We start from the raw sequence: 18617 nt of genomic DNA, 5'->3' as shown, positions 1-18617 counted from the left end.
GGGGCCCCTCGACTGGGAAAACGCAGCTAAAGCACTTGCCCGATATCTGGTCCAGTGCGCATTCTGCTGGGGTGAGCAACGAGGTCGTGTTGGAATCGGCGGGCACGCTGCACGGTCAACTGCAGCGGGGGCTCGGGAGGGCCGCGCGGCGCGCGGCGGACAAGCCCGGCGCGGGCGAGTACGTCTACGCCTGTGTCCGGCGGGATCCACGCTGGGATCGCCAGTGCGAGTCACGGCGGCTGTACTACGCCCGGTTGATGGTGGATCTGGAGTTGCCGGCGGGGCCGGTGGCGGAGCATCTGTTCGACCCGTCGGACCACACCGACCCGGACGAGTGGCGGGTGGATCTGGCGCTGGGCGTGCTCGCCGATCTGGTGCGGCTGAGCAGGCGGGAGGCCGCGGCGCCGCTGCGCCGGTACGCCGAGGAGGGCGCGCAGTGGTTCGACGCCGTCGCCGAGCTCATCGATCTTGAGGATCCGTCGCTGACGACCGGTTTGGACGCTCTCGTCGCCGCGCGCTGCGACGACGCGGACCTGGCACTGCTGATCCCGGGCCGGTTCAACCCGGTGATCGAGGCGTGGGCGGCGCGGCAGCCGCGGGTGGCCGAGGCGCTGGAGCGGCAGCGGGAGGCGGGCCGGGCGGCGCGCCGGGCGATGGCCACGGCCCCCGGGCGGGACGGGCAGAGCGAGGCCGAGCTGCTGGACGTGGCCCGGCGGCGGGGCGAGGGGGCCATCGCGGCGATCTTCGAGCTGGGCCGCCGGCGCACGCTCGCGCTGCTCGACCTGGCCGAGGAGCTGCTGCCGCAGCGGCCCAGCCGGTTCGGCGGCGCGGTGTGCCGGGCGCTGCGCGAGTACGGGCCGGAGACGCTGCCGCGGGCGCGGGCGTGGGCGGCGGAGCGGGGCGGCTGCGCCGACATGGGGCTGCGCATCCTCGCCCGCTACGGCACCCGGCAGGACATACCGCTGCTGATGGACGAGATGCGCGCCGCCGTCACCGGGCGGGAGTGGGCCGACGCCGCGAGCCCGATCGAGGGGCTGGGGCGGCTGCGCGCCGGTGAGGCCGTCCCGCTGTTGAAGACCGCTTGGGCCGAGTCCACCTATGCCTATCTGAGACCCCGCATTCTGACCGCGTTGACGAGAACGGCGCCGCACACCGCCGAGTCCTATACCGTCGAAGGGCTGTGGGACTGCGAGGACGGCGTCCGGGCCGAGGCCGCCCGGTTCGCGCCGCTGACCCACGAGACCGGGCTGCGGCTGCGGCGGCTGCACAACGACGGCGCCGAGGACCCTGACGTCCGCGCCGCGGCCGGCGCCCGCCTGATGACCTGAGAGCCCGGATGAACCCCGCCGGGGCGGGGCGCGTATTCCCCCGTCGAATCGCGCGTCTCACCCCGGAGAGGAAGAGCGATGGGTTCCCGACACCATCTCGGCCTGATGAAGACGGTGCCGCTGTGCGCCGCCGCGCTGGCCCTGCCGCTCGCGGCCGGCTGCTCCGCCAAGTCGGACGCGTCGGCGACCGGCGGCAAGGCCGCCAAGCCGGCGAGCCTGGCGGAGCTCGCCCAGCAGACGGACTGCTCCCTGACCGGGAAGCGGAAGGTCAAGGATCTGGAGCAGGGGAACTGCAAGACCTCGCAGGGACGCTTCGTCCTCCTCAGCTTCACCACCGACAACGGCATGAACGCCTGGCTGACGGAGGCCAAGCCCTGGGGCGGGACGTACCTCGTCGGGGCGCGCTGGGTGGCGGTCAGCCAGGAGCAGACCCTGCAGTCGCTCCGCAAGGAGCTGGGCGGCAAGATCGTCCAGGGTGACAACCACGGCCCGAGCCACGGATCCGGTCACGGCGCCGGTCACGGCTGAGCCGTCTCACCGGGTCCCGGCGGCCTCGTCGCCGCGGACGAGGAGGGCGCTCCAGCGCTCCAGGGCGGGGCCGACGCGGGCCAGGACGCGCCGCGCCGCGACGCCGCGGCCGATCACGCCCGGGTGCCACAGCGGGTGCCCGGGGCCGTCGACGACGACGCGGACGGCGGCGACCGGCAGGGTCCCGGCACGCGCGGCGACGAGGGCGGACTCCATGTCCGCCACCCGGGCGCCCTGCGCCGCCAGCAGCGCGCGTTCCGCGCCGCGGACGACGTGGCCGGCGGTCAGCAGCGGACCGGTCTGCACGCTCAGGCCGTCGCGGATCAGCTCCTCGGCGAGCAGGCGCGGCGCCGCGCACGGCACCGCCTTCCCGCCCGCGGCGATCCCGCGGATCTCGTCGGCGACGAGGACGTCGCCGGGGCGCAGCCGCTCGTCGAGCGCGCCGCCGAAGCCGACCGTGACCAGCGCGGCGCAGGCGTCCGGCAGCCGGTCGGCGCGGCGGGCCCGGTAGCCGACGACCACGACGGGCGTACGGGTGAGGCCGCGCCGAACCGCGCGCGCCTCGATGCCCAAGGCGGCGCACACCACGGGGCCCAGCACCGGCGACTCCACGGCTTCGTCCATGTTCACCCGTCCAGCGAAACACGAGGTCATCCGGAGATCCAGTTCCGTCACCGCGGGGTACCACATTCGTCCTGGGCGGATCCGCCTCGCGGAGGGCGCGGGCGGGCCCCCGTCCCCATAGACTCCCGGGTATGACCTCCTTTCCCCTTCGGCGGAAGCTGGCCGTACTCCCGTTCGTCCTGCTGCTGCTCGGCGGTGCGGCCGCGTGCGGCGGCGAGAACAGCAAGACCTCCTGCGGCGTCAACTCGTGCACGGTGACCTTCGACCGCGGCGTCGACGCGAGCGCGTCCGTGCTGGGCGTCAAGGCCGAGCTCGTGAAGGTGCAGGGCGAGATGGTCACCCTCAAGATCGGCGGGCAGACCGTGACGGTGCCGGTCGGCGACGGGCAGCAGTCCGACGGGTTCGACGTCTCGGTGCAGTCGGTCACCAAGGACCACGTGGTCGTGAAGATCTCCCACAGCGGCTGATCCGGTCTAGTATTCGCTCATGCGTTCGATGAACGTGGCGGAGCGGCGGGCCCGGCTCGCGCTCCGCCACCGGCTCTCCCCGCAGGCCAGGACCGACGACGTCGCCGGCATCGCGCGGTCGATGGTGGTGCTGCACGCCACCGACCCGGCCACGGTGTTCCTGTCGGTCGCGGCCCGCAGCGTCGGCGCGGTCCCGGGCGCGGTGGAGAAGGCCTTGTACGACGACCGCACGCTGCTGCGGATGCTCGCGATGCGCCGGACGATGTTCGTCGCGCCCGTGGAGCTGGTCCCGGTCCTGCAGTCGTCCACCGCCAACGGGCTGGCCGCCAAGCAGCGCGCCACGTACTCCCGGCTGATCGAGCGCGGCGGCGACGTCCCCGACGTCCCGGCCTTCTTCGCCGAGGCCGAGGAGGCCGCGCACCGGGCGCTGCTGGCGCGCGGGGAGGCGACGGGCGCCCAGCTCGGCGCGGACGTGCCGCTGCTGCGGACGCGGGTCGACCCGGCGCCCGGCAAGTCCTACTCGCGGCCGACGAGCGTCACGACGTGGATCCTGGTCACGCTCGGCTGCGAGGGCCGCATCGTGCGCGGCCGGCCGAACGGCTCCTGGACGAGCAGCCAGTACCGGTGGTCGCCCGCCGAGGCGTGGCTGCCGGGCGGGATCGAGGACGTCCCGGCGGACGGGGCCCGGGCCGAGCTCGTCCGCCGCTGGCTGCGCGCGTTCGGGCCCGCGCCGGCCGCGGACCTGAAGTGGTGGACGGGCTGGAACGCCGGCGACGTCAGGAAGGCGCTCGCCCTCCTGGACGTCACCGAGGTCGATCTCGGCGGCGCGACCGGCCTCGTCCTGTCCGACGACCTGGAGCCCGAGCCCGCGCCGGAGCCGTGGGCGGCGCTGCTGCCCGCGCTCGACCCGACCCCGATGGGCTGGCAGGAGCGCGGCTGGTTCCTCGGCGAGCACGGCCCGGCGCTGTTCGACCGGAACGGCAACATCGGCCCGTCCGTGTGGTGGGACGGCCGCATCATCGGCGGCTGGGCGCAGCGCAAGGACGGCGAGATCGTGTTCCGCCTGCTGGAGGACGCCGGCGCGGAGGCCGAGGCCGCCGTCGAGCGGGAGGCCGCGCGCATGGCGGCGTGGTACGGCGACGTCCGCGCGATCCCGCGGTTCCGCACCCCGCTGGAACGGGAGCTCACGTCCTGAGGCGGCGTCAGTAGTAGGGGCCGGCCGCGGTGACCGTCCGCCGCTTGGCGCCGCCGCGGCGCAGGAGGGTGACGACGAACGCGACGGCGGCGAGCCCGCCGAGGCCCAGCGCGGTCAGCAGGGCGAGACCGAGGTAGCCGTGGACGGTGTCGTCCGGTGTCACCAGAAGGGGCCCATCGGCGCCCTGGCACGTCAGCAGGGCGTCACCGGACACCGGTGCCGTGAACGTGGCCGTGTAGCGGTAGGACGCGTGGTCGGACGCGCTCCACGAGTTCTTCCTTGTCAGCCGGACGGGCCCGGACTGTTCTCCCACCTGCACCCGGCAGGCGTAGGGCGACGACCCGCCCGTGCGGACGTACACGAAGTACCCGTATCCCTCCGTGAGCTCGATCCTCACTCCGGAGACGGAATCGCCCACGGCCGACGGGCCGTCCGCGACCTCCGAGCCGTCCCACAGCAACGCCACCATGGTGAAGAACCCCACGACGGCGACCAGCACGAGGACGATCGGCAGCGCGTACCAGCCCGCGCCCGGCCGGATGCGCTGCGGCGGCGCCCAGTTCGGCCCCGCGGGCCCCGGCCCCATGGGCGGCGGTCCCGTCGGCGGGTTCGACCCGGGCCACATGTCTTCTCCCCCCGCGGAGCGCTTCTGCCGGATGACAACGATTCCAGAGAACCGCACGCCCCGCCAGGGAAGCCTTCTGTAAGGGGCTGCTGATCGCGGCGTTCGAGCGTGTCTGTAACGTCGCCCTGGGACAGAGGGGGTGCACGTGGCGACATCGTCCGGCCTGGAGCCCGTGACGCTGCCGCCCGAGACCGCGGGACTGCGGTCGCGGGTCCGGGAGTTCCTCGCGGAGACCCCGTTCACGGCCCGCTGCGACAGCTGGCTCACCGGCGCCGACCCGGCGTTCAGCCGGCTCCTCGGCGAGCGCGGCTGGCTGGGCATGACGCTGCCGGAGCGCTACGGCGGGCACGGCCGCTCGCCGCTGGAACGCTTCGTGGTGATCGAGGAGCTGCTGGCCGCCGGGGCGCCGGTGGGCGCGCACTGGATCGCCGACCGGCAGACCGGGCCGTCCATCCTCGCCAACGGCACCGAGGAGCAGAAGAGGCGGTTCCTGCCGGCGATCGCGCGCGGCGAGTGCTTCTTCGCGATCGGGATGAGCGAACCCGACTCGGGGTCCGACCTGGCGTCCGTCCGCACGCGCGCCGAGCGGGTCGCGGGCGGGTGGCGGCTGCACGGCACCAAGGTATGGACGAGCGGCGCCCACCTCGCGCACGCGATCCTCGTCCTCGCCCGCAGCGCGCCCCGGGACCGGGACCGGCACGCGGGCCTCAGCCAGTTCATCGTGGCGCTGCCGGACGGTCGGGTGACGATCAGGCCGATCCGCGGGCTGTCCGGCGAGCATCATTTCAACGAGGTCGTGTTCGACGGCGTGTTCGTGCCGGACGCGATGGTGCTCGGCCGCGCCGGGGACGGGTGGCGGCAGGTCACCGCGGAGCTGGCCTACGAGCGCAGCGGCCCCGAGCGGCTGCTCAGCACGTTCATGCTCGTCCGGCTGCTGCACGGCCGTGCCGCCGGCCCGGCGGCGGTGCGGGCGCTCGGCGGGCTGACCGCGCGGCTGTGGGCGCTGCGCCAGGCGTCCCTGGCCGTCGCCGGCGCGCTCGCCAGGGGTGAGACGCCCGAACTGCAGGCGGCCCTCGTCAAGGACCTCGGAACGCGGTTCGAGCGCGAGGTCGTCGAGGTGGCGCGGCAGCACGTGGGCGTGGAACCCGACCCCGGCTCCCCCGACCCGCTGGCCCGCGCGCTGGCCGAGTCGGTCGTCCAGGCGCCCGGGTTCACGCTGCGGGGCGGCACCAACGAGATCCTGCGCGGCATCGTCGCCCGCGGCCTGGGAGTCCGCTGATGGGGCTGCTGGAAGAGACCGCGGACGAGATCCTCTCCCGGCCGGATCCGTGGCCGGCGCTGGAGGAGGCCGGCCTCGCGCTGGCCGGGGTGCCGGAGGAGGCGGGCGGCAGCGGCGGGGACCTCGCCGACGCCGCCGCCGTCCTGCGCGCGGCCGGATACCACGCGGCCTCCGTGCCGCTCGCCGAGACGGGGCCGCTCGCCGGGCGGCTGCTCGCGGGCGCCGGGCTGCCGGTGCCGCCTGGCGTCCTCACGGCCATGTCCGGGGAGGCCGAGGCGTTCGAGGACGCCGGCGGCTGGACGTTGAACGGAACGTTCCGCCGGGTGCCCTGGGCCCGCTCGGCGCGGTTCCTGGTCGTCCTCGGGAACGGCCTGGTCTTCCTCGTCGACCCGTCCCGCGCGCAGATCACCGAAGGGGCGAACGTGGCGGGGGAGCCGCGCGACGACGTCGTCCTGTCCGGTGTCCGGGTGGAGACGGCGGCGCCGTGCGCGGCGGACGCGGCGGAGCTGCGGCGGCGCGGGGCGCTGGCGCGGGCCGTCCAGCTGACGGGGGCGATGCGGCGCGCGCTGGACCTCAGCGTCCGGTACGCGGGCGAGCGCGAGCAGTTCGGGCGGCCGATCGGGCGGTTCCAGGCCGTCCAGCAGATGCTCGCCGAACTGGCCGGGGAGGCGACGGTCGCGGACGTCGCGGTGCGCGCGGCCGTCGGCACCCCGGGCGACCCGGTCGCGGTGGCCGCCGCCAAGGCGAACGCCTCGCGGGCGGCGGGCACGGTCGCGGCGATCGCCCACCAGGTGCACGGGGCGCTCGGCGTCACCGAGGAGCACGTCCTGCGCCGGGTCACGCTGCGGCTGTGGTCGTGGCGGGACGAGTACGGGAACGAGACCGCCTGGGCGGACGAGCTCGGCGCCGCGGCCGCCGCGGCGTCCGACCCGTGGGCCCTCATCGCGACCGGGCCCGAACAGGGGGCCTGAACGGTTGGACGCGTCCGCGGGCGGTTACCTTACTAGGTAGTAGCGATTCCGCGCAGGGAGGCGGCATGGCGCTCTGGGACCGACTGCCCGCCCCGCCGATCCGGCTGCCCCGGCCCCGCGGGCTCGGCCGCTACACCGTCGAGCGCGACCTGCCGGTGACCATGCCGGACGGCGTGACGCTGCTCGCCGACCGGTACGTCCCGGCCGGCGTGGAGCGTCCGCCCACGATCCTCGTGCGGACCCCCTACGGTCGGCGCGGGCCCGCCGCCCTCGCCAACGGGCTGCTGTTCGTCCCGTTCGGATTCCAGCTGGTCGTGCAGAGCGCGCGCGGGACGTCCGGGTCCGGTGGCGAGTTCGATCCCCTCGGCAGCGAGCGCGCCGACGGGCTCGTCACCGTCGAATGGCTGAAGCGGCAGTCCTGGTTCCACGGCAGCTTCGCCGCCTTCGGCCCCAGCTACCTCGGCTACTCCGCGTGGGCGATCGCGGCCGAGGCGGGCCCCGAGCTGAAGGCGATGTCCCTGCAGATCACGGCGTCCTCGTTCCGGGACGCCGCCTACGTGGGCGGGTCGTTCGCGCTGGAGTCCGCGCTCACCTGGACCGACCTCACGCACCGGCAGCAGCGGCCGCTCGGCATGATCACCGCGCCGCTGACCTCGCGCCGCCGCGCCGTGCGCGCCGCCCGCTCCGGGCGCCCCCTCACCGAACTGGACGTGCTGGCGGGCGGCGAGCCCATGCGCTTCTACCAGGACCTCCTCGCCAACCACACCGGCGCCGGCGGCTACTGGGAGAGCCGCGACTTCAGCGGCACCGTCGGCGAGGTCGCCGCCCCCGTCACCCTGCTCGGCGGCTGGTACGACGTGTTCCTGCCCTGGATGGTCAAGGACTATCTCGCGCTGCGCGCCGCCGGCCACACCCCGTACCTGACCATCGGGCCGTGGTGGCACACCGACGCCCGCCACGGCCTGCCGGCGATCCGCGAGTCGCTCGCCTGGTTCCGCGCCCACCTGCAGGGCGACCCGTCCGGGCTGCGGGTGGATCCCGTCCGCGTCTACGTCACCGGCGCCCGCGAGTGGCGGCACTACCGCGAGTGGCCCCCGCCCGGCACGCGGCAGGCGCGCTGGCACCTGCACGCCGGCGGCGGCCTCGGCGAAGACGGCCCGCAGGACCACCCGGCGAGCGCTTACACCTTCGACCCGGTGCGCCCCACGCCCGCGCTCGGCGGTCCCACCCTGCTCGGCAGTTCCCGCCCGGTCGACAACCGCCCGCTGGAGCGGCGCCCGGACGTCCTGGTGTTCACCTCCCCCGCCCTCGCCGCCGATCTGGACGTCATCGGCCCCGTCGGCGCCGACCTGTTCGTCCGCTCCGACCGCGAGCACACCGACTTCGTCGTCCGGCTCTGCGACGTCGACCCGGACGGGACGTCCCGCAACGTCTGCGAGGGCGGCCTGCGGCTGCCCGCCGCCGCGGCGCGACCCACCGGGACGGACGGTGTCCTCCGCATCGCGGTCGACCTGTGGCCCACCGGGCACCGCTTCGCCCGCGGCCACCGCGTCCGCGTCCATGTCACGAGCGGCGCGCACCCCAAGGTCGCCGCCAACCCCGGTACCGGCGAACCCCTCGCCACCACCGCGACGAGAACGGTCAGGGCACACCAGGAGATCTTCCACGACCCGGGCCACCCGTCCGCGATCATCCTCCCGATCGCCGAACGCTCCCCCGAGGCCACCGTCCCGGCCCCCGAGGAAGACCCGGGTCTAGAGCCGGGCGACCCGGTCTAGAGCCGGGCGGCGATGGCCTTGGCGAAGCGTTCGGCGCTGCCGGGGCCGTGCTGGAGGTAGAGGTTGGGCTCGGTCAGCTCCAGTTCGATGATCAGCGGCGCGCCGCCAGGGCCGAGGATCATGTCGACGCGCGCGTAGAGGAGGTCCTCGCCGCCCGGAACGGCGGCGAGGGCGCGGGCGGCCAGCTCCAGTTCCGCCTCGGTCGCCGTGGACGCGGTGACCTGGCCCCGTGTGACGTCGTCGCGGACCGGCCCCTCGACGCCCGCTCCGGCGGTGAGGATCCGGGCCTTGCGGCCGGCGTGGCTGTACTCGCCGTCGCAGAAGATCAGCGCCGTCTCGCCGGCCGTGTCGACGGCGGACAGGTACGGCTGGACCATCACCGTCCGGCCCGCGTCGCGGAGCGAGCGCAGGTGGGCGCGGGCGGCGTCCTCCTCGCCGGGCCCCCAGCGGGCCGTGTCGCCCGCGCCGATCGACACGGCCGGCTTGATGACGTACTCGGGCCACCCGGACGGGATGTCGTCCGGGTCCCACAGGGTCGGGACGACCGGGAGGCTCGCTTCGGCAAGGTCGCGGAGGTAGCGCTTGTCGGTGTTCCACCGCACGATCGCGGCCGGGTTGAGAACGCGCGGCAGGCTCTCGGCCCACGCCGTGAACTCGTCCCGCCGGTCGGTGTAGTCCCAGGTGGAGCGGATGACGACCAGGTCGTAGCGGTCCCAGTCGACATCGGCGTCCCAGATCACGGGCTCGGCGGCGACGCCCAGTTCCGCGAGGGCGGCGGTCAGGAACTGGACGTCGTCGCTTCCGTCGGGCAGCAGTGAGCACGTCGCGAACGCGACGATCTTGTCCGGGGGGGTCATGTCGGGGGGTTTCCTTTTCAGCGGACGGGGTGGCCGGCCTCCAGCAGCGCGGCCTTGACCTCGGGGATCTTCAGCTCTCCGAAGTGGAAGACGCTGGCGGCGAGGACGGCGTCCGCGCCCGCGTCCACGGCGGGCGCGAAGTGCCCGACGGCCCCGGCGCCGCCGCTGGCGATCACCGGCACGGTGACCGTCTCCCGGACGAGCCGGAGCATCTCCAGGTCGAACCCGGCCTTGGTTCCGTCGGCGTCCATGGAGTTCAGCAGGATCTCGCCGACGCCGAGGTCCTCGGCCCGGCGGGCCCACTCGATCGCGTCGATGCCGGTGCCCTTGCGGCCGCCGTGCGTGGTGACCTCGAACCCGGACCCGGTCCCCTCGGCGCGCCGCGCGTCCACCGACAGCACGACGCACTGGGACCCGAACCGGTGCGCGGCCTCCCGCAGGAACTCCGGCCGCGCGATCGCGGCGGTGTTGATCGAGACCTTGTCGGCGCCGGCGCGCAGCAGCCGGTCGACGTCCTCGACGGTGCGGACGCCGCCGCCGACCGTCAGCGGGATGAACACCTGCTCGGCGGTGCGCCGCACCACGTCGTAGGTCGTGGAGCGGTCGGCGCTGGAGGCGGTGATGTCCAGGAAGGTCAGCTCGTCGGCGCCCTCGGCGTCGTAGCGGGCGGCCAGCTCCACCGGGTCCCCGGCGTCCCGCAGGTTCTGGAAGTTGACGCCCTTGACCACGCGCCCGGCGTCGACGTCCAGGCACGGGATCACCCGCACGGCCACGCTCACTTCACGGCCTCCAGGGCCTCTTCCAGCGTGAACGCCTGCGCGTAGAGCGCCTTGCCGACGATCGCGCCCTCTAGTCCGCCCCGACCAACCGACCCCGACCTACCGCCTCGGCCGTCGGAAACGAGCCCGGCGAGCGCGCGCAGGTCGTCCAGCGAGGACACGCCGCCGGACGCGATGACGGGCTTGTCCGTCTTGGAGCAGACCTCGCGCAGCAGCTCGGTGTTGGGGCCGCGCAGCGTCCCGTCCTTGGTGACGTCCGTGACGACGTAACGGGGGCAGCCGTCGTCCTCCAGCCGCGCGAGGACGTCCCACAGGTCGCCGCCGTCCCGCGTCCAGCCGCGCGCGGCCAGCGTCGTGCCCCGCACGTCCAGCCCCACCGCGATCCGGTCGCCGTGCGAGGCGATGATCTTCCGGCACCAGTCCGGGTTCTCCAGCGCGGCGGTGCCGATGTTGACCCGGGCGCATCCGGTGGACAGGGCTGCCTCCAGCGACGCGTCGTCGCGGATGCCGCCGGACAGCTCCACCTTCACGTCCAGCTTCCCGGTCACCTCGGCGAGCAGCTCCCGGTTCGACCCGCGCCCGAACGCCGCGTCCAGGTCGACCAGATGGATCCACTCCGCCCCCGCCCGCTGCCAGGCGAGCGCCGCCTCCAGCGGGGCGCCGTAGGAGGTCTCGGTGCCCGCCTCGCCCTGGACCAGGCGAACCGCCTGGCCGTCGGCGACGTCAACGGCGGGAAGGAGCGTCAGAGTCATGCGGAAACCCTATCGAGGCTGGTGGGACGGGTGCTCAGGCCAGGGTGGCGAGCCAGTTGCGGAGGATCCCGGCGCCGGCGTCGCCGGACTTCTCCGGGTGGAACTGGGTCGCGCACAGGGGGCCGTTCTCGACGGCGGCGACGAAGCGGTCGCCGTGCTCGGACCAGGTGACCAGTGGCGGCGCGATGGTGCCGGTCGGGTCGGGCTCCAGGTCCCAGCTGCGGGCGGCATAGGAGTGGACGAAGTAGAAGCGCTCGTCCTCCAGGCCACGGAAGAGCGCGGAGCCCTCGGGGACGTCCACGGTGTTCCACCCCATGTGCGGGACGACCGGGGCGTCGAGGCGGTCGACCGTGCCGGGCCACTCCTCGCAGCCCTCGGTGGTGACGCCGTGCTCGATGCCCTTGGAGAACAGGATCTGCATGCCGACGCAGATGCCGAGGACCGGGCGGCCCCCGGCGAGGCGGCGGCCGATGATCTGGTCGCCGCGGACCGAGCGCAGCCCGGCCATGCAGGCGGCGAACGCGCCGACGCCCGGGACGACCAGGCCGTCGGCGGCCAGGGCCGCGTCCCAGTCGGCGGTGACGGTCACGTCCGCGCCGGCGCGCGCGACGGCGCGCTCGGCGGAGCGCAGGTTCCCGGAGCCGTAGTCGAGGATCACGATGCTCTTCACAGCCACATCACTCCCCCGGCGAAGGCGAGCGCGGCCAGGACGAGCACGAGAAGCGCGGCGATCTTCAGCCCCTGCTTGACGAAGCTGTAGACGCCCGCCAGCAGGAACACCGCGACGGCGAAGACCACCACGTTCCCGTAGGTGAAGTGCAGGTCGCCGATGCTCACGGCTACAGGGCCCCCTTGGTGGACGGGATGCCGTGCACCTTCGGGTCGAACGCCACCGCGTCGCGCAGCGCGCGGGCCAGGGCCTTGAACTGCGCCTCGACGATGTGGTGGGCGTTGCGCCCGTACGGGACGTGGACGTGCAGCGCCACCTGGGCGTTCGACACGAACGACTCGAGGATGTGCCGGGTCATCGTGGTGTCGTACTCGGGGCCGATCATCGGGGCCATGCCGTCCGGTTCCACGTGCACCAGGTAGGGCCGGCCGGACACGTCCACGGTGACCTGCGCGAGCGCCTCGTCGAGGGGGATGGAGGCGTCGGCGAACCGGCGGATCCCGGCTTTGTCCCCGAGCGCCTCGCGGAACGCCTGGCCGAGCGCGATGGCGGTGTCCTCGATCGTGTGGTGGCTGTCGATGTGCAGGTCGCCGGCGGTCTTGACGGTCAGGTCGAACGACCCGTGCTTGCCGAGCTGGGCCAGCATGTGGTCGAAGAACCCCACGCCGGTCGCCACGTCGACCTGCCCGGTGCCGTCCAGGTCGATCTCGACGAGGACCTGGGTCTCCTTGGTCCCGCGTTCGACTCGTCCCTTGCGCGTCACACGCTCTCCTTCAGTGCAGTGCGGAAGGCGGCCATCTCCTCGGGGGTGCCGACGCTGACCCGCAGCCACTCGGGCGGTCCCACCTCCCGGATCAGCACGCCGCGGTCGAGCAGCCTCTCCCAGACCTTCCGGCGGTCCGGGAACGTCCCGAACAGGACGAAGTTGGCGTCGGAGTCGGCCACCCGGAACCCCTCGGCGCGCAGCCAGGCGACGACGGCGTCGCGGTCGCGGCGCAGGGCCTCGACACCGCCTAGCAGCTCCTCGCCGTGGGCGAGGGCGGTGCGCGCGACGGCCTGGGTGACGGCCGACAGGTGGTAGGGCAGCCGGACGAGCAGCAGCGCGTCGATCACGGCGGGGTCCGCGGCCAGGTAGCCGAGCCGGGTCCCGGCCATCGCGAACGCCTTGGACATCGTCCTCGTGACGATCAGGCGCGGGTGGCCGTCCAGCAGCGTCAGCGCCGACGGGGTCCCCGCGCGGCGGAACTCGGCGTACGCCTCGTCGACGACGACCATGCCGGGCGCCGCCTCCAGCACCGCCTTGATCGCGTCCAGCGGCAGGGCGGTGCCGGTCGGGTTGTTCGGCGAGGTCAGGAACACGATGTCGGGCCGGTGCTCCTCGACGGCCGCGACGGCGCGCTCCGGCTCGAGGCCGAAGTCCTCGTCCCGGAAGGCGTTGCCCCAGCGGGTCCCGGACACCCCGGTGATGATCGGGTGCATCGAGTAGGACGGCTCGAAGCCGAGCGCGGTCCGGCCCGCGCCGCCGAACGCCTGCAGGATCTGCTGAATGATCTCGTTGGAGCCGTTGGCGGCCCACACCCGCCCGGCGGTGAGGCCTACGCCGGGCGTGTCGGCGTCGAGGAACGCGGCGAGGTCCTCGCGGAGCGCGACCGCGTCCCGGTCGGGGTAGCGGTTCAGCGAACCGGCGGCGTCCATGACGGCCTCGCCGATGGCCTTCACGAGGCGGCCGGACGGCGGGTACGGGTTCTCGTTGGTGTTCAGCGCGTACGGGACGTCGAGCTGCGGCGCCCCATAGGGCTCCCGGCCGCGCAGGTCGTCCCGGAGCGGCAGGTCGTTGAGCGAGGTCACGAAGGGATCTCCCAGTCGAAGCGGGCCTTCAGGGCGGCGCCGTGCGCGGGCAGGTCCTCGGCTTCGGCGAGCGCGACCACGCGGGCGGTCGCGCCGGCGAGGGCGTCGCGGTCGTACTCGACGACGTGCACACCGCGAAGGAACGACTGCACCGACAGGCCGGACGAGTGGCAGGCGCACCCGCCGGTCGGCAGGACGTGGTTGGACCCGGCGAGGTAGTCGCCGAGCGACACCGGCGCGTGCCGGCCCACGAAGATCGCCCCCGCGTTGCGGACGCGGGCGGCGACCGCGGACGCGTCCGCGGTCTGGATCTCCAGGTGCTCGGCGGCGTAGGCGTCCACGACCTTCAGGCCGTCCTCGATCCCGTCCACCAGGACGATGCCGGACTGCCGCCCGGCGAGCGCCTCGGTGATCCGCTCGGTGTGCTTGGTGCGCGCGACCTGGGCCTTCAGCTCGGCCTCGACCTCGTCGGCGAGCCGTACCGAGTCGGTCACCAGGACGGCGGCGGCGAGCGTGTCGTGCTCGGCCTGGCTGATCAGGTCGGCGGCGACGTCCACCGGGTCCGCGGTGCCGTCGGCGAGGATCGCGATCTCCGTCGGGCCCGCCTCGGCGTCGATGCCGATCACGCCCTTGAGCAGCCGTTTGGCGGCGGCGACGTAGACGTTGCCGGGCCCGGTGACCAGGTCGGCGCGCGGGCACTCCTCGGTGCCGTAGGCGAACATGGCGATCGCCTGCGCGCCGCCGGCGGCGTACACCTCGTCCACGCCGAGGAGCGCGCACGCCGCCAGGATCGTGGGGTGCGGCAGCCCGCCGGACTCCTTCTGCGCGGGCGAGGTGACGGCGAGGGAGCCGACGCCCGCCTCCTGCGCGGGGACGACGTTCATCACCACGCTGGACGGGTACACGGCGCGCCCGCCCGGCACGTACAGGCCGACCCGCCCGACCGGGATCCACTTCTCGGTGACGGTGCCGCCGGGCACGACCCGTGTGGTCACGTCGGTGCGGCGCTGCGCGCGGTGCACGACGCGGGCGCGGCGGATGCTCTCCTCCAGCGCGTCCCGGACGGCCGGATCGAGGTCGGCGAGGGCCCGGTGGACGGTCTCGACCGGAACCCGCGTGCTCTCCTGCTCGACCCCGTCGAACGCCTTCGTGTGCTCCCGGACCGCCTCCGAGCCGCGATGGCGGACGTCCTCGCAGATGGGCCGCACCTTCTCCAGGGCGGCCTCGACGTCGAGTTCGGCGCGGGGCAGCACGGTGCGCGGATCGCCGGGAAGCGAGCCGCGCAGGTCGATACGGGAAATCACCCGTCCAGTCTACGGAGTGGCCTTGGCCCGCCGCGCACCGTCTCACGTGCCGAGACGCGTGTGTCGGTCACACGTTCAGGGTGCCGTCCAGGACGATGACGGCCCGGCCGGACAGCGTCACCCGGTCGCCGCGCAGGGCGACGCGGACGTGGCCGCCGCGTTCGGACGCCTGGTAACCGGTCAGGGTGTCCCGGCCGAGACGCTCAGCCCAGTAGGGCGCGAGGGCGCAGTGCGCGGAGCCGGTCACCGGGTCCTCGCCGTGGCCCCCCAGGACGCGCGCGGCGAAGAAGCGGGACACGAAGTCGTACTCCCTGCCCGGGTCGGCCGCCGCCGTGACGATCACACCGCGGGCGTCGATCGCGCCGAGCGCCCTGATGTCCGGGGTCAGCTCGCGGACGGACGTCTCGTCGGCGACCTCGGCGAGCCGGTCGTTCTGGGCGTTGCGCCCGGCGCTCAGAACCGGGACGCCGAGAGCCTCGGCGAGCCCCTCCGGGATGCCGGTCGGCTCGGCGGGGACGGACGGGAAGTCCATCGATAGGGCGCCGTCCTCCTCGCGGGCGACGGTGAGGACGCCGCTTTTCAGCGTGTTGAACGAGATCGGGTGGTCCGGGGAGACCATCCCGATCCCGTAGAGGGCCTGAGCGGATGCAAGGGTGGCGTGCCCGCAGAGGGCGACCTCCGTCACCGGCGTGAACCACCGCAGTTCGAAATCGCCGCCGGAATCCCCCAGCGGACGGACGAACGCCGTCTCGGAGTGCTTCATCTCGGCGGCGACGCGCTGCATCCATCCGGGATCGGCGGCGTCGCGGAGAAGGCACACCCCGGCCGGGTTGCCGGCGAACGGTCGGTCGGCGAAGGCGTCAACGACGAGCATCCTCATGCCGCCGACGCTATCGGCCGTCCCGGCGGCCGCGGCATGGCCAATCCGCGAGAAGTGGCCCGCCGGGACCGCTTCGATGACACCCGCTTCACACTCTGAAAAATCCGCCCTTACCAAGATCATCAATATGGACGTACTCTTGCGGCGGAGGGCGTTTCCCGGTGGCGCCCAGGAGCGTGGGAGAAGTTGTGACCGAGCGGCTCGCCCTGTTCCCCCTGGGCACCGTGCTGTTCCCCGGCCTGGTGCTCCCCCTGCATCTGTTCGAGGACCGGTACCGGCGGCTGATCGGCGACCTCCTCGACCAGCCCGAACCCCGGGGGTTCGGCGTCGTCGGCATCGAACTCGGCCACGAGGTCGGCGAGGGGGCCGCGCACCGCCTCGCCGAGATCGGCTGCGTCGCCGAGCTGCGCGAGGTGACGCCGCATCCGGACGGGCGGTACGACGTCGTGACGGTCGGCACCCGGCGGTTCCGGCTGAAGGAGCTGGACCGGTCCCGCCCCTATCTGCGCGGCGAGGTCGAGTTCCTGCCCGAGGAGCCCGGGAGCGACCCGGAGCCCGTCGCGGCCCGGGTCCGGCGGCTGTTCCGGCTCTACCGGCACCGGCTCGGGGCCGCCGGCGCCGGGCATGTCGACAGGGTGGAGCCGCCGGAGGCCCCGGTCGCGCTGTCGTACGTGATCGCGGCGTCGCTCGTCCTGGACGGGCACGACAAGCAGCGGCTGCTGGAGTGCGAGGACGCGACGCTGCGGCTGGAGGCGGAGCGGGAGCTGCTGGCCCGGGAGAACCGCATCCTGGACGTGCTCCCGATGATCCCCGCCGGGCAGTTCCTGGACGGGTCGTTCACGCCGAACTGAAGGATCACGGCAGACTGCCCTCCATGAGCACAGCCAAAGCCAAGGGCGGCAAGGGGACGCCGGCGACGGTCGCCGCGGCGAAGGCCGAGGTCGGCTTCACGCTGCACACCTACGAGGTGGACCCGGACGCCGAGTCCTACGGCGAGGCCGCCGCCGACGCACTGGGCATCCCGCACGACCGGATCTTCAAGACGCTGCTGGCGGAGGTCGACGGGAACCTCACGGTCGGGGTCGTCCCCGTGTCGTCCAGCCTGGACCTGAAGGCGCTCGCTGCGGCGGCCGGCGGGAAGAAGGCGCGGATGGCCGACCCGAAGGACGCCGAGCGCGCCACCGGGTACGTCGTCGGCGGGATCAGCCCGCTCGGGCAGCGCCGGCGGCTGCCGACCGTGATCGACGCGTCGGTGTCAGCGCTCGCGACCGTCTACGTCTCGGCCGGCCGGCGCGGACTCCAGATCGAGCTCGTCCCCGCCGACCTCGTCCGCCTCACCGGCGCCCGCGTCGCCGGGATCGCCCGCGGGTAGCCGCCGGACGACCATCTCCAGCAGCCCGTACGTGGCGACCGCCGGCAGCGCCCAGAACACGAGCACGCCCCTGGCACGCAGGTCGGCGACGCCGGTGACGGTGGTGCCGTCGCGCCCGTGCCGGACCACGTCCTCGAAGTGCCCCAGCCCGATCTGGTGGCCGGTCTGCCAGGCGAGGACGGCCGCGGCGACGCCGCCGGCGGCCAGCCCGAGCAGCAGCGCGATGTCGTTGCCGCGCCCGCCGGCCAGGTAGGCGCCGACACCGCACAGGACCCCGGCGCCGAGCGCGATCAGGGCGAAGCGGGCGTCGATGCCGATCGGCCCCTGGCCTTCCGGGTCGGCCAGAAGTGCCTCACCCTGCACGACCACATACGTCACCTTGGGAACGGTCGCCGCCCACAACAGTCCGGCGAGCGGTCCCAGCAGCGTGACGACGGCGCTGGTGACCGCCCAGATCGCCAAGAGCCTCCCGGTCGGTCGCCGCACCTCGTACGCTCCTAGGTGGAAGTCCTCTGACAGCGAAAGCCTAGCCTGCCCAGGTCAGCCGATCGACTCTCGAAGGGTGTCCGATTCCCGCCCACGACCGCCCCGATTACTGGGATAATGTGCCCGACATGTCCGGATTCAGTCCTGCGTTCCATCGCCTCGGCGCCGCGCTGGCGGCCGTCGTCCTGCAGCAGCAGGAGACGCTCGCCGAGTTCCTGCCCCGCGAGGACTGGAGCGCCGACCTGACCGCCCGCACCTACTCCAGCGGCGGCGTCACCGTGCGGGTCTCGCTGCTCGGCAGCTACGCGGCGCGGGAACGCACCTGGCTGTGGGGCTGGGCCAATCCGCAGTTCGGCGACGCGCACCCCGCGGTCGCCCCGACGCTGGTCATCCGGACGCTCGGCGAGCGGCTCGGCATCACCGAGTTCGTCACCCCCGAGGTCGACCTGTCCTGGTACGAGGGGCCCGCCGGGCACGGCGGCGAACTCATCGCGATGGCCGCGGGCGGCGTCCTCGGCGGCGCCGGCTACATCGGCGCCGGCTACGACGGCGGCTCCGCCTACCTGCACGTGGACGACCCCCAGGCGCCGCCCGCCCGGTGGGACCCGGTGCCGCTCCCCCGGCTGCTGGCGAACGCGGCGAGCCTGTTCCCGCGCGAGCCGCGCCTGACGCTCGCCGGCCTCCTGTCGCGCCACCGCGTCCCCTACCGCCAGACCGACGTGCTGACCGAGGTGCTCCTCCCCGGCGGCGGCACCGCCCGCGCCCGCTTCGACGGCCTGGGCCGCTTCGTCGACTGGAAGGCCGAACTGACCCCCGCCGTCCTCGGCACCTGAGACACGGCCGCGACCCGTCCGCGCGACGCGTCGGGCGCCGC

General features: G+C 74.0%; 22 protein-coding genes. 10 read left to right on the top strand and 12 right to left on the bottom strand.

Translation table 11 applies throughout. The features are described from left to right. Positions 1–71: 71 nt before the first annotated feature. Positions 72–1328: a hypothetical protein gene (locus tag ACQPXG_RS16925; RefSeq protein ID WP_433468648.1), complete on the top strand. Its 1257-nt coding sequence runs from the start codon at positions 72–74 to the stop codon at positions 1326–1328. A gap of 78 nt (positions 1329–1406) precedes the next feature. Then, positions 1407–1856: a hypothetical protein gene (locus ACQPXG_RS16920; protein WP_433468647.1), complete on the top strand. Its 450-nt coding sequence runs from the start codon at positions 1407–1409 to the stop codon at positions 1854–1856. A 6-nt stretch (positions 1857–1862) separates the two neighbouring features. Here ACQPXG_RS16920 and ACQPXG_RS16915 read toward each other — a convergent pair whose 3' ends face one another. Next, complete coding sequence (locus ACQPXG_RS16915) at positions 1863–2480, bottom strand: hypothetical protein (RefSeq protein ID WP_433468646.1); 618 nt, start codon at positions 2478–2480, stop codon at positions 1863–1865. 131 nt (positions 2481–2611) lie between these two features. Between ACQPXG_RS16915 and ACQPXG_RS16910 the strand changes: the two genes are divergently transcribed. Further along, positions 2612–2947, top strand: coding sequence for a hypothetical protein (locus ACQPXG_RS16910; protein ID WP_433468645.1), 336 nt, complete (start codon positions 2612–2614; stop codon positions 2945–2947). 19 nt (positions 2948–2966) lie between these two features. Next, positions 2967–4142: a winged helix DNA-binding domain-containing protein gene (locus tag ACQPXG_RS16905; RefSeq protein ID WP_433468644.1), complete on the top strand. Its 1176-nt coding sequence runs from the start codon at positions 2967–2969 to the stop codon at positions 4140–4142. 7 nt (positions 4143–4149) lie between these two features. Here ACQPXG_RS16905 and ACQPXG_RS16900 read toward each other — a convergent pair whose 3' ends face one another. Then, positions 4150–4767 carry a hypothetical protein gene (locus ACQPXG_RS16900; RefSeq protein ID WP_433468643.1) on the bottom strand — a complete coding sequence of 206 codons (618 nt, stop codon included), beginning with the start codon at positions 4765–4767 and terminating at the stop codon, positions 4150–4152. Between the two features lie 145 nt (positions 4768–4912). On the opposite strand from ACQPXG_RS16900, the gene ACQPXG_RS16895 reads away from it, so the two are divergent. The 3 genes from ACQPXG_RS16895 to ACQPXG_RS16885 all read left to right on the top strand — a co-directional run bounded on the left by ACQPXG_RS16895 (position 4913) and on the right by ACQPXG_RS16885 (position 8795). Next, a complete protein-coding gene (locus ACQPXG_RS16895; protein ID WP_433468642.1) occupies positions 4913–6046 on the top strand; it encodes an acyl-CoA dehydrogenase family protein in 1134 nt (377 codons plus the stop codon). After that, entirely contained in the window at positions 6046–7017 is a 972-nt protein-coding gene (locus tag ACQPXG_RS16890; RefSeq protein WP_433468641.1) for an acyl-CoA dehydrogenase family protein, read from the top strand. The genes ACQPXG_RS16895 and ACQPXG_RS16890 overlap by 1 nt, the downstream gene beginning before the upstream one ends. Positions 7018–7082: 65 nt before the next feature. After that, the gene (locus ACQPXG_RS16885) at positions 7083–8795 is read left to right on the top strand and encodes a CocE/NonD family hydrolase (RefSeq protein WP_433468640.1); all 1713 of its coding nucleotides are present in this window, start codon (positions 7083–7085) and stop codon (positions 8793–8795) included. Here ACQPXG_RS16885 and ACQPXG_RS16880 read toward each other — a convergent pair. The 9 genes from ACQPXG_RS16880 to ACQPXG_RS16840 all read right to left on the bottom strand — a co-directional run bounded on the left by ACQPXG_RS16880 (position 8792) and on the right by ACQPXG_RS16840 (position 15885). Beyond that, positions 8792–9652 (bottom strand): ATP-grasp domain-containing protein, encoded by an 861-nt coding sequence (locus ACQPXG_RS16880; protein ID WP_433468639.1) that lies wholly within the window; start codon positions 9650–9652, stop codon positions 8792–8794. The genes ACQPXG_RS16885 and ACQPXG_RS16880 overlap by 4 nt on opposite strands. A gap of 17 nt (positions 9653–9669) precedes the next feature. Further along, on the bottom strand, positions 9670–10431 hold the full coding sequence (gene hisF, locus ACQPXG_RS16875) for an imidazole glycerol phosphate synthase subunit HisF (RefSeq protein ID WP_433468638.1): 762 nt from the start codon (positions 10429–10431) through the stop codon (positions 9670–9672). After that, on the bottom strand, positions 10428–11183 hold the full coding sequence (gene priA / locus ACQPXG_RS16870; protein WP_433468637.1) for a bifunctional 1-(5-phosphoribosyl)-5-((5-phosphoribosylamino)methylideneamino)imidazole-4-carboxamide isomerase/phosphoribosylanthranilate isomerase PriA: 756 nt from the start codon (positions 11181–11183) through the stop codon (positions 10428–10430). Before priA ends, hisF begins: the two co-directional genes overlap by 4 nt. A 34-nt stretch (positions 11184–11217) precedes the next feature. Beyond that, positions 11218–11853, bottom strand: coding sequence for an imidazole glycerol phosphate synthase subunit HisH (gene hisH / locus ACQPXG_RS16865; protein WP_433468636.1), 636 nt, complete (start codon positions 11851–11853; stop codon positions 11218–11220). Next, positions 11850–12020: a hypothetical protein gene (locus tag ACQPXG_RS16860; protein WP_433468635.1), complete on the bottom strand. Its 171-nt coding sequence runs from the start codon at positions 12018–12020 to the stop codon at positions 11850–11852. The genes hisH and ACQPXG_RS16860 overlap by 4 nt, the downstream gene beginning before the upstream one ends. A gap of 2 nt (positions 12021–12022) precedes the next feature. Beyond that, positions 12023–12616, bottom strand: coding sequence for an imidazoleglycerol-phosphate dehydratase HisB (gene hisB / locus ACQPXG_RS16855; RefSeq protein ID WP_433468634.1), 594 nt, complete (start codon positions 12614–12616; stop codon positions 12023–12025). Further along, the gene (locus ACQPXG_RS16850; protein WP_433468633.1) at positions 12613–13701 is read right to left on the bottom strand and encodes a histidinol-phosphate transaminase; all 1089 of its coding nucleotides are present in this window, start codon (positions 13699–13701) and stop codon (positions 12613–12615) included. Before ACQPXG_RS16850 ends, hisB begins: the two co-directional genes overlap by 4 nt. Beyond that, the gene (hisD, locus tag ACQPXG_RS16845) at positions 13698–15005 is read right to left on the bottom strand and encodes a histidinol dehydrogenase (protein WP_433468632.1); all 1308 of its coding nucleotides are present in this window, start codon (positions 15003–15005) and stop codon (positions 13698–13700) included. Before hisD ends, ACQPXG_RS16850 begins: the two co-directional genes overlap by 4 nt. Before the next feature lie 67 nt (positions 15006–15072). Next, the gene (locus tag ACQPXG_RS16840) at positions 15073–15885 is read right to left on the bottom strand and encodes a PhzF family phenazine biosynthesis protein (RefSeq protein WP_433468631.1); all 813 of its coding nucleotides are present in this window, start codon (positions 15883–15885) and stop codon (positions 15073–15075) included. Between the two features lie 188 nt (positions 15886–16073). On the opposite strand from ACQPXG_RS16840, the gene ACQPXG_RS16835 reads away from it, so the two are divergent. Both ACQPXG_RS16835 and ybaK read left to right on the top strand, forming a co-directional pair. Next, positions 16074–16736, top strand: coding sequence for an LON peptidase substrate-binding domain-containing protein (locus ACQPXG_RS16835; protein ID WP_433468630.1), 663 nt, complete (start codon positions 16074–16076; stop codon positions 16734–16736). A 23-nt stretch (positions 16737–16759) separates the two neighbouring features. Further along, entirely contained in the window at positions 16760–17257 is a 498-nt protein-coding gene (gene ybaK / locus ACQPXG_RS16830; protein WP_433468629.1) for a Cys-tRNA(Pro) deacylase, read from the top strand. Here the strand turns inward: ybaK and ACQPXG_RS16825 are convergent. Continuing rightward, positions 17141–17743: a hypothetical protein gene (locus ACQPXG_RS16825; protein ID WP_433468628.1), complete on the bottom strand. Its 603-nt coding sequence runs from the start codon at positions 17741–17743 to the stop codon at positions 17141–17143. The two genes, ybaK and ACQPXG_RS16825, sit on opposite strands and share 117 nt — an antisense overlap. 128 nt (positions 17744–17871) lie before the next feature. Between ACQPXG_RS16825 and ACQPXG_RS16820 the strand changes: the two genes are divergently transcribed. Beyond that, a complete protein-coding gene (locus ACQPXG_RS16820; RefSeq protein ID WP_433468627.1) occupies positions 17872–18576 on the top strand; it encodes a DUF6882 domain-containing protein in 705 nt (234 codons plus the stop codon). The last annotated feature ends 41 nt before the right edge of the window (positions 18577–18617 follow it).

It is taken from the genome of Spirillospora sp. CA-128828 (assembly GCF_050945415.1).
GTDB lineage: Bacteria > Actinomycetota > Actinomycetes > Streptosporangiales > Streptosporangiaceae > Spirillospora.
The sequence above is the reverse complement of the archived record's forward strand: the minus strand, read 5'-3'. Positions and strand labels throughout refer to the sequence as shown.

Coding starts and splice junctions, on each gene's coding strand:
- ACQPXG_RS16920 (WP_433468647.1), top strand. CDS start 1,407: ATGGGTTCCCGACACCATCTCGGCCTGATGAAGACGGTGCCGCTGTGC.
- ACQPXG_RS16915 (WP_433468646.1), bottom strand. CDS start 2,480: ATGGACGAAGCCGTGGAGTCGCCGGTGCTGGGCCCCGTGGTGTGCGCC.
- ACQPXG_RS16910 (WP_433468645.1), top strand. CDS start 2,612: ATGACCTCCTTTCCCCTTCGGCGGAAGCTGGCCGTACTCCCGTTCGTC.
- ACQPXG_RS16905 (WP_433468644.1), top strand. CDS start 2,967: ATGCGTTCGATGAACGTGGCGGAGCGGCGGGCCCGGCTCGCGCTCCGC.
- ACQPXG_RS16900 (WP_433468643.1), bottom strand. CDS start 4,767: ATGTGGCCCGGGTCGAACCCGCCGACGGGACCGCCGCCCATGGGGCCG.
- ACQPXG_RS16890 (WP_433468641.1), top strand. CDS start 6,046: ATGGGGCTGCTGGAAGAGACCGCGGACGAGATCCTCTCCCGGCCGGAT.
- ACQPXG_RS16885 (WP_433468640.1), top strand. CDS start 7,083: ATGGCGCTCTGGGACCGACTGCCCGCCCCGCCGATCCGGCTGCCCCGG.
- ACQPXG_RS16880 (WP_433468639.1), bottom strand. CDS start 9,652: ATGACCCCCCCGGACAAGATCGTCGCGTTCGCGACGTGCTCACTGCTG.
- priA (WP_433468637.1), bottom strand. CDS start 11,183: ATGACTCTGACGCTCCTTCCCGCCGTTGACGTCGCCGACGGCCAGGCG.
- ACQPXG_RS16840 (WP_433468631.1), bottom strand. CDS start 15,885: ATGAGGATGCTCGTCGTTGACGCCTTCGCCGACCGACCGTTCGCCGGC.
- ybaK (WP_433468629.1), top strand. CDS start 16,760: ATGAGCACAGCCAAAGCCAAGGGCGGCAAGGGGACGCCGGCGACGGTC.
- ACQPXG_RS16820 (WP_433468627.1), top strand. CDS start 17,872: ATGTCCGGATTCAGTCCTGCGTTCCATCGCCTCGGCGCCGCGCTGGCG.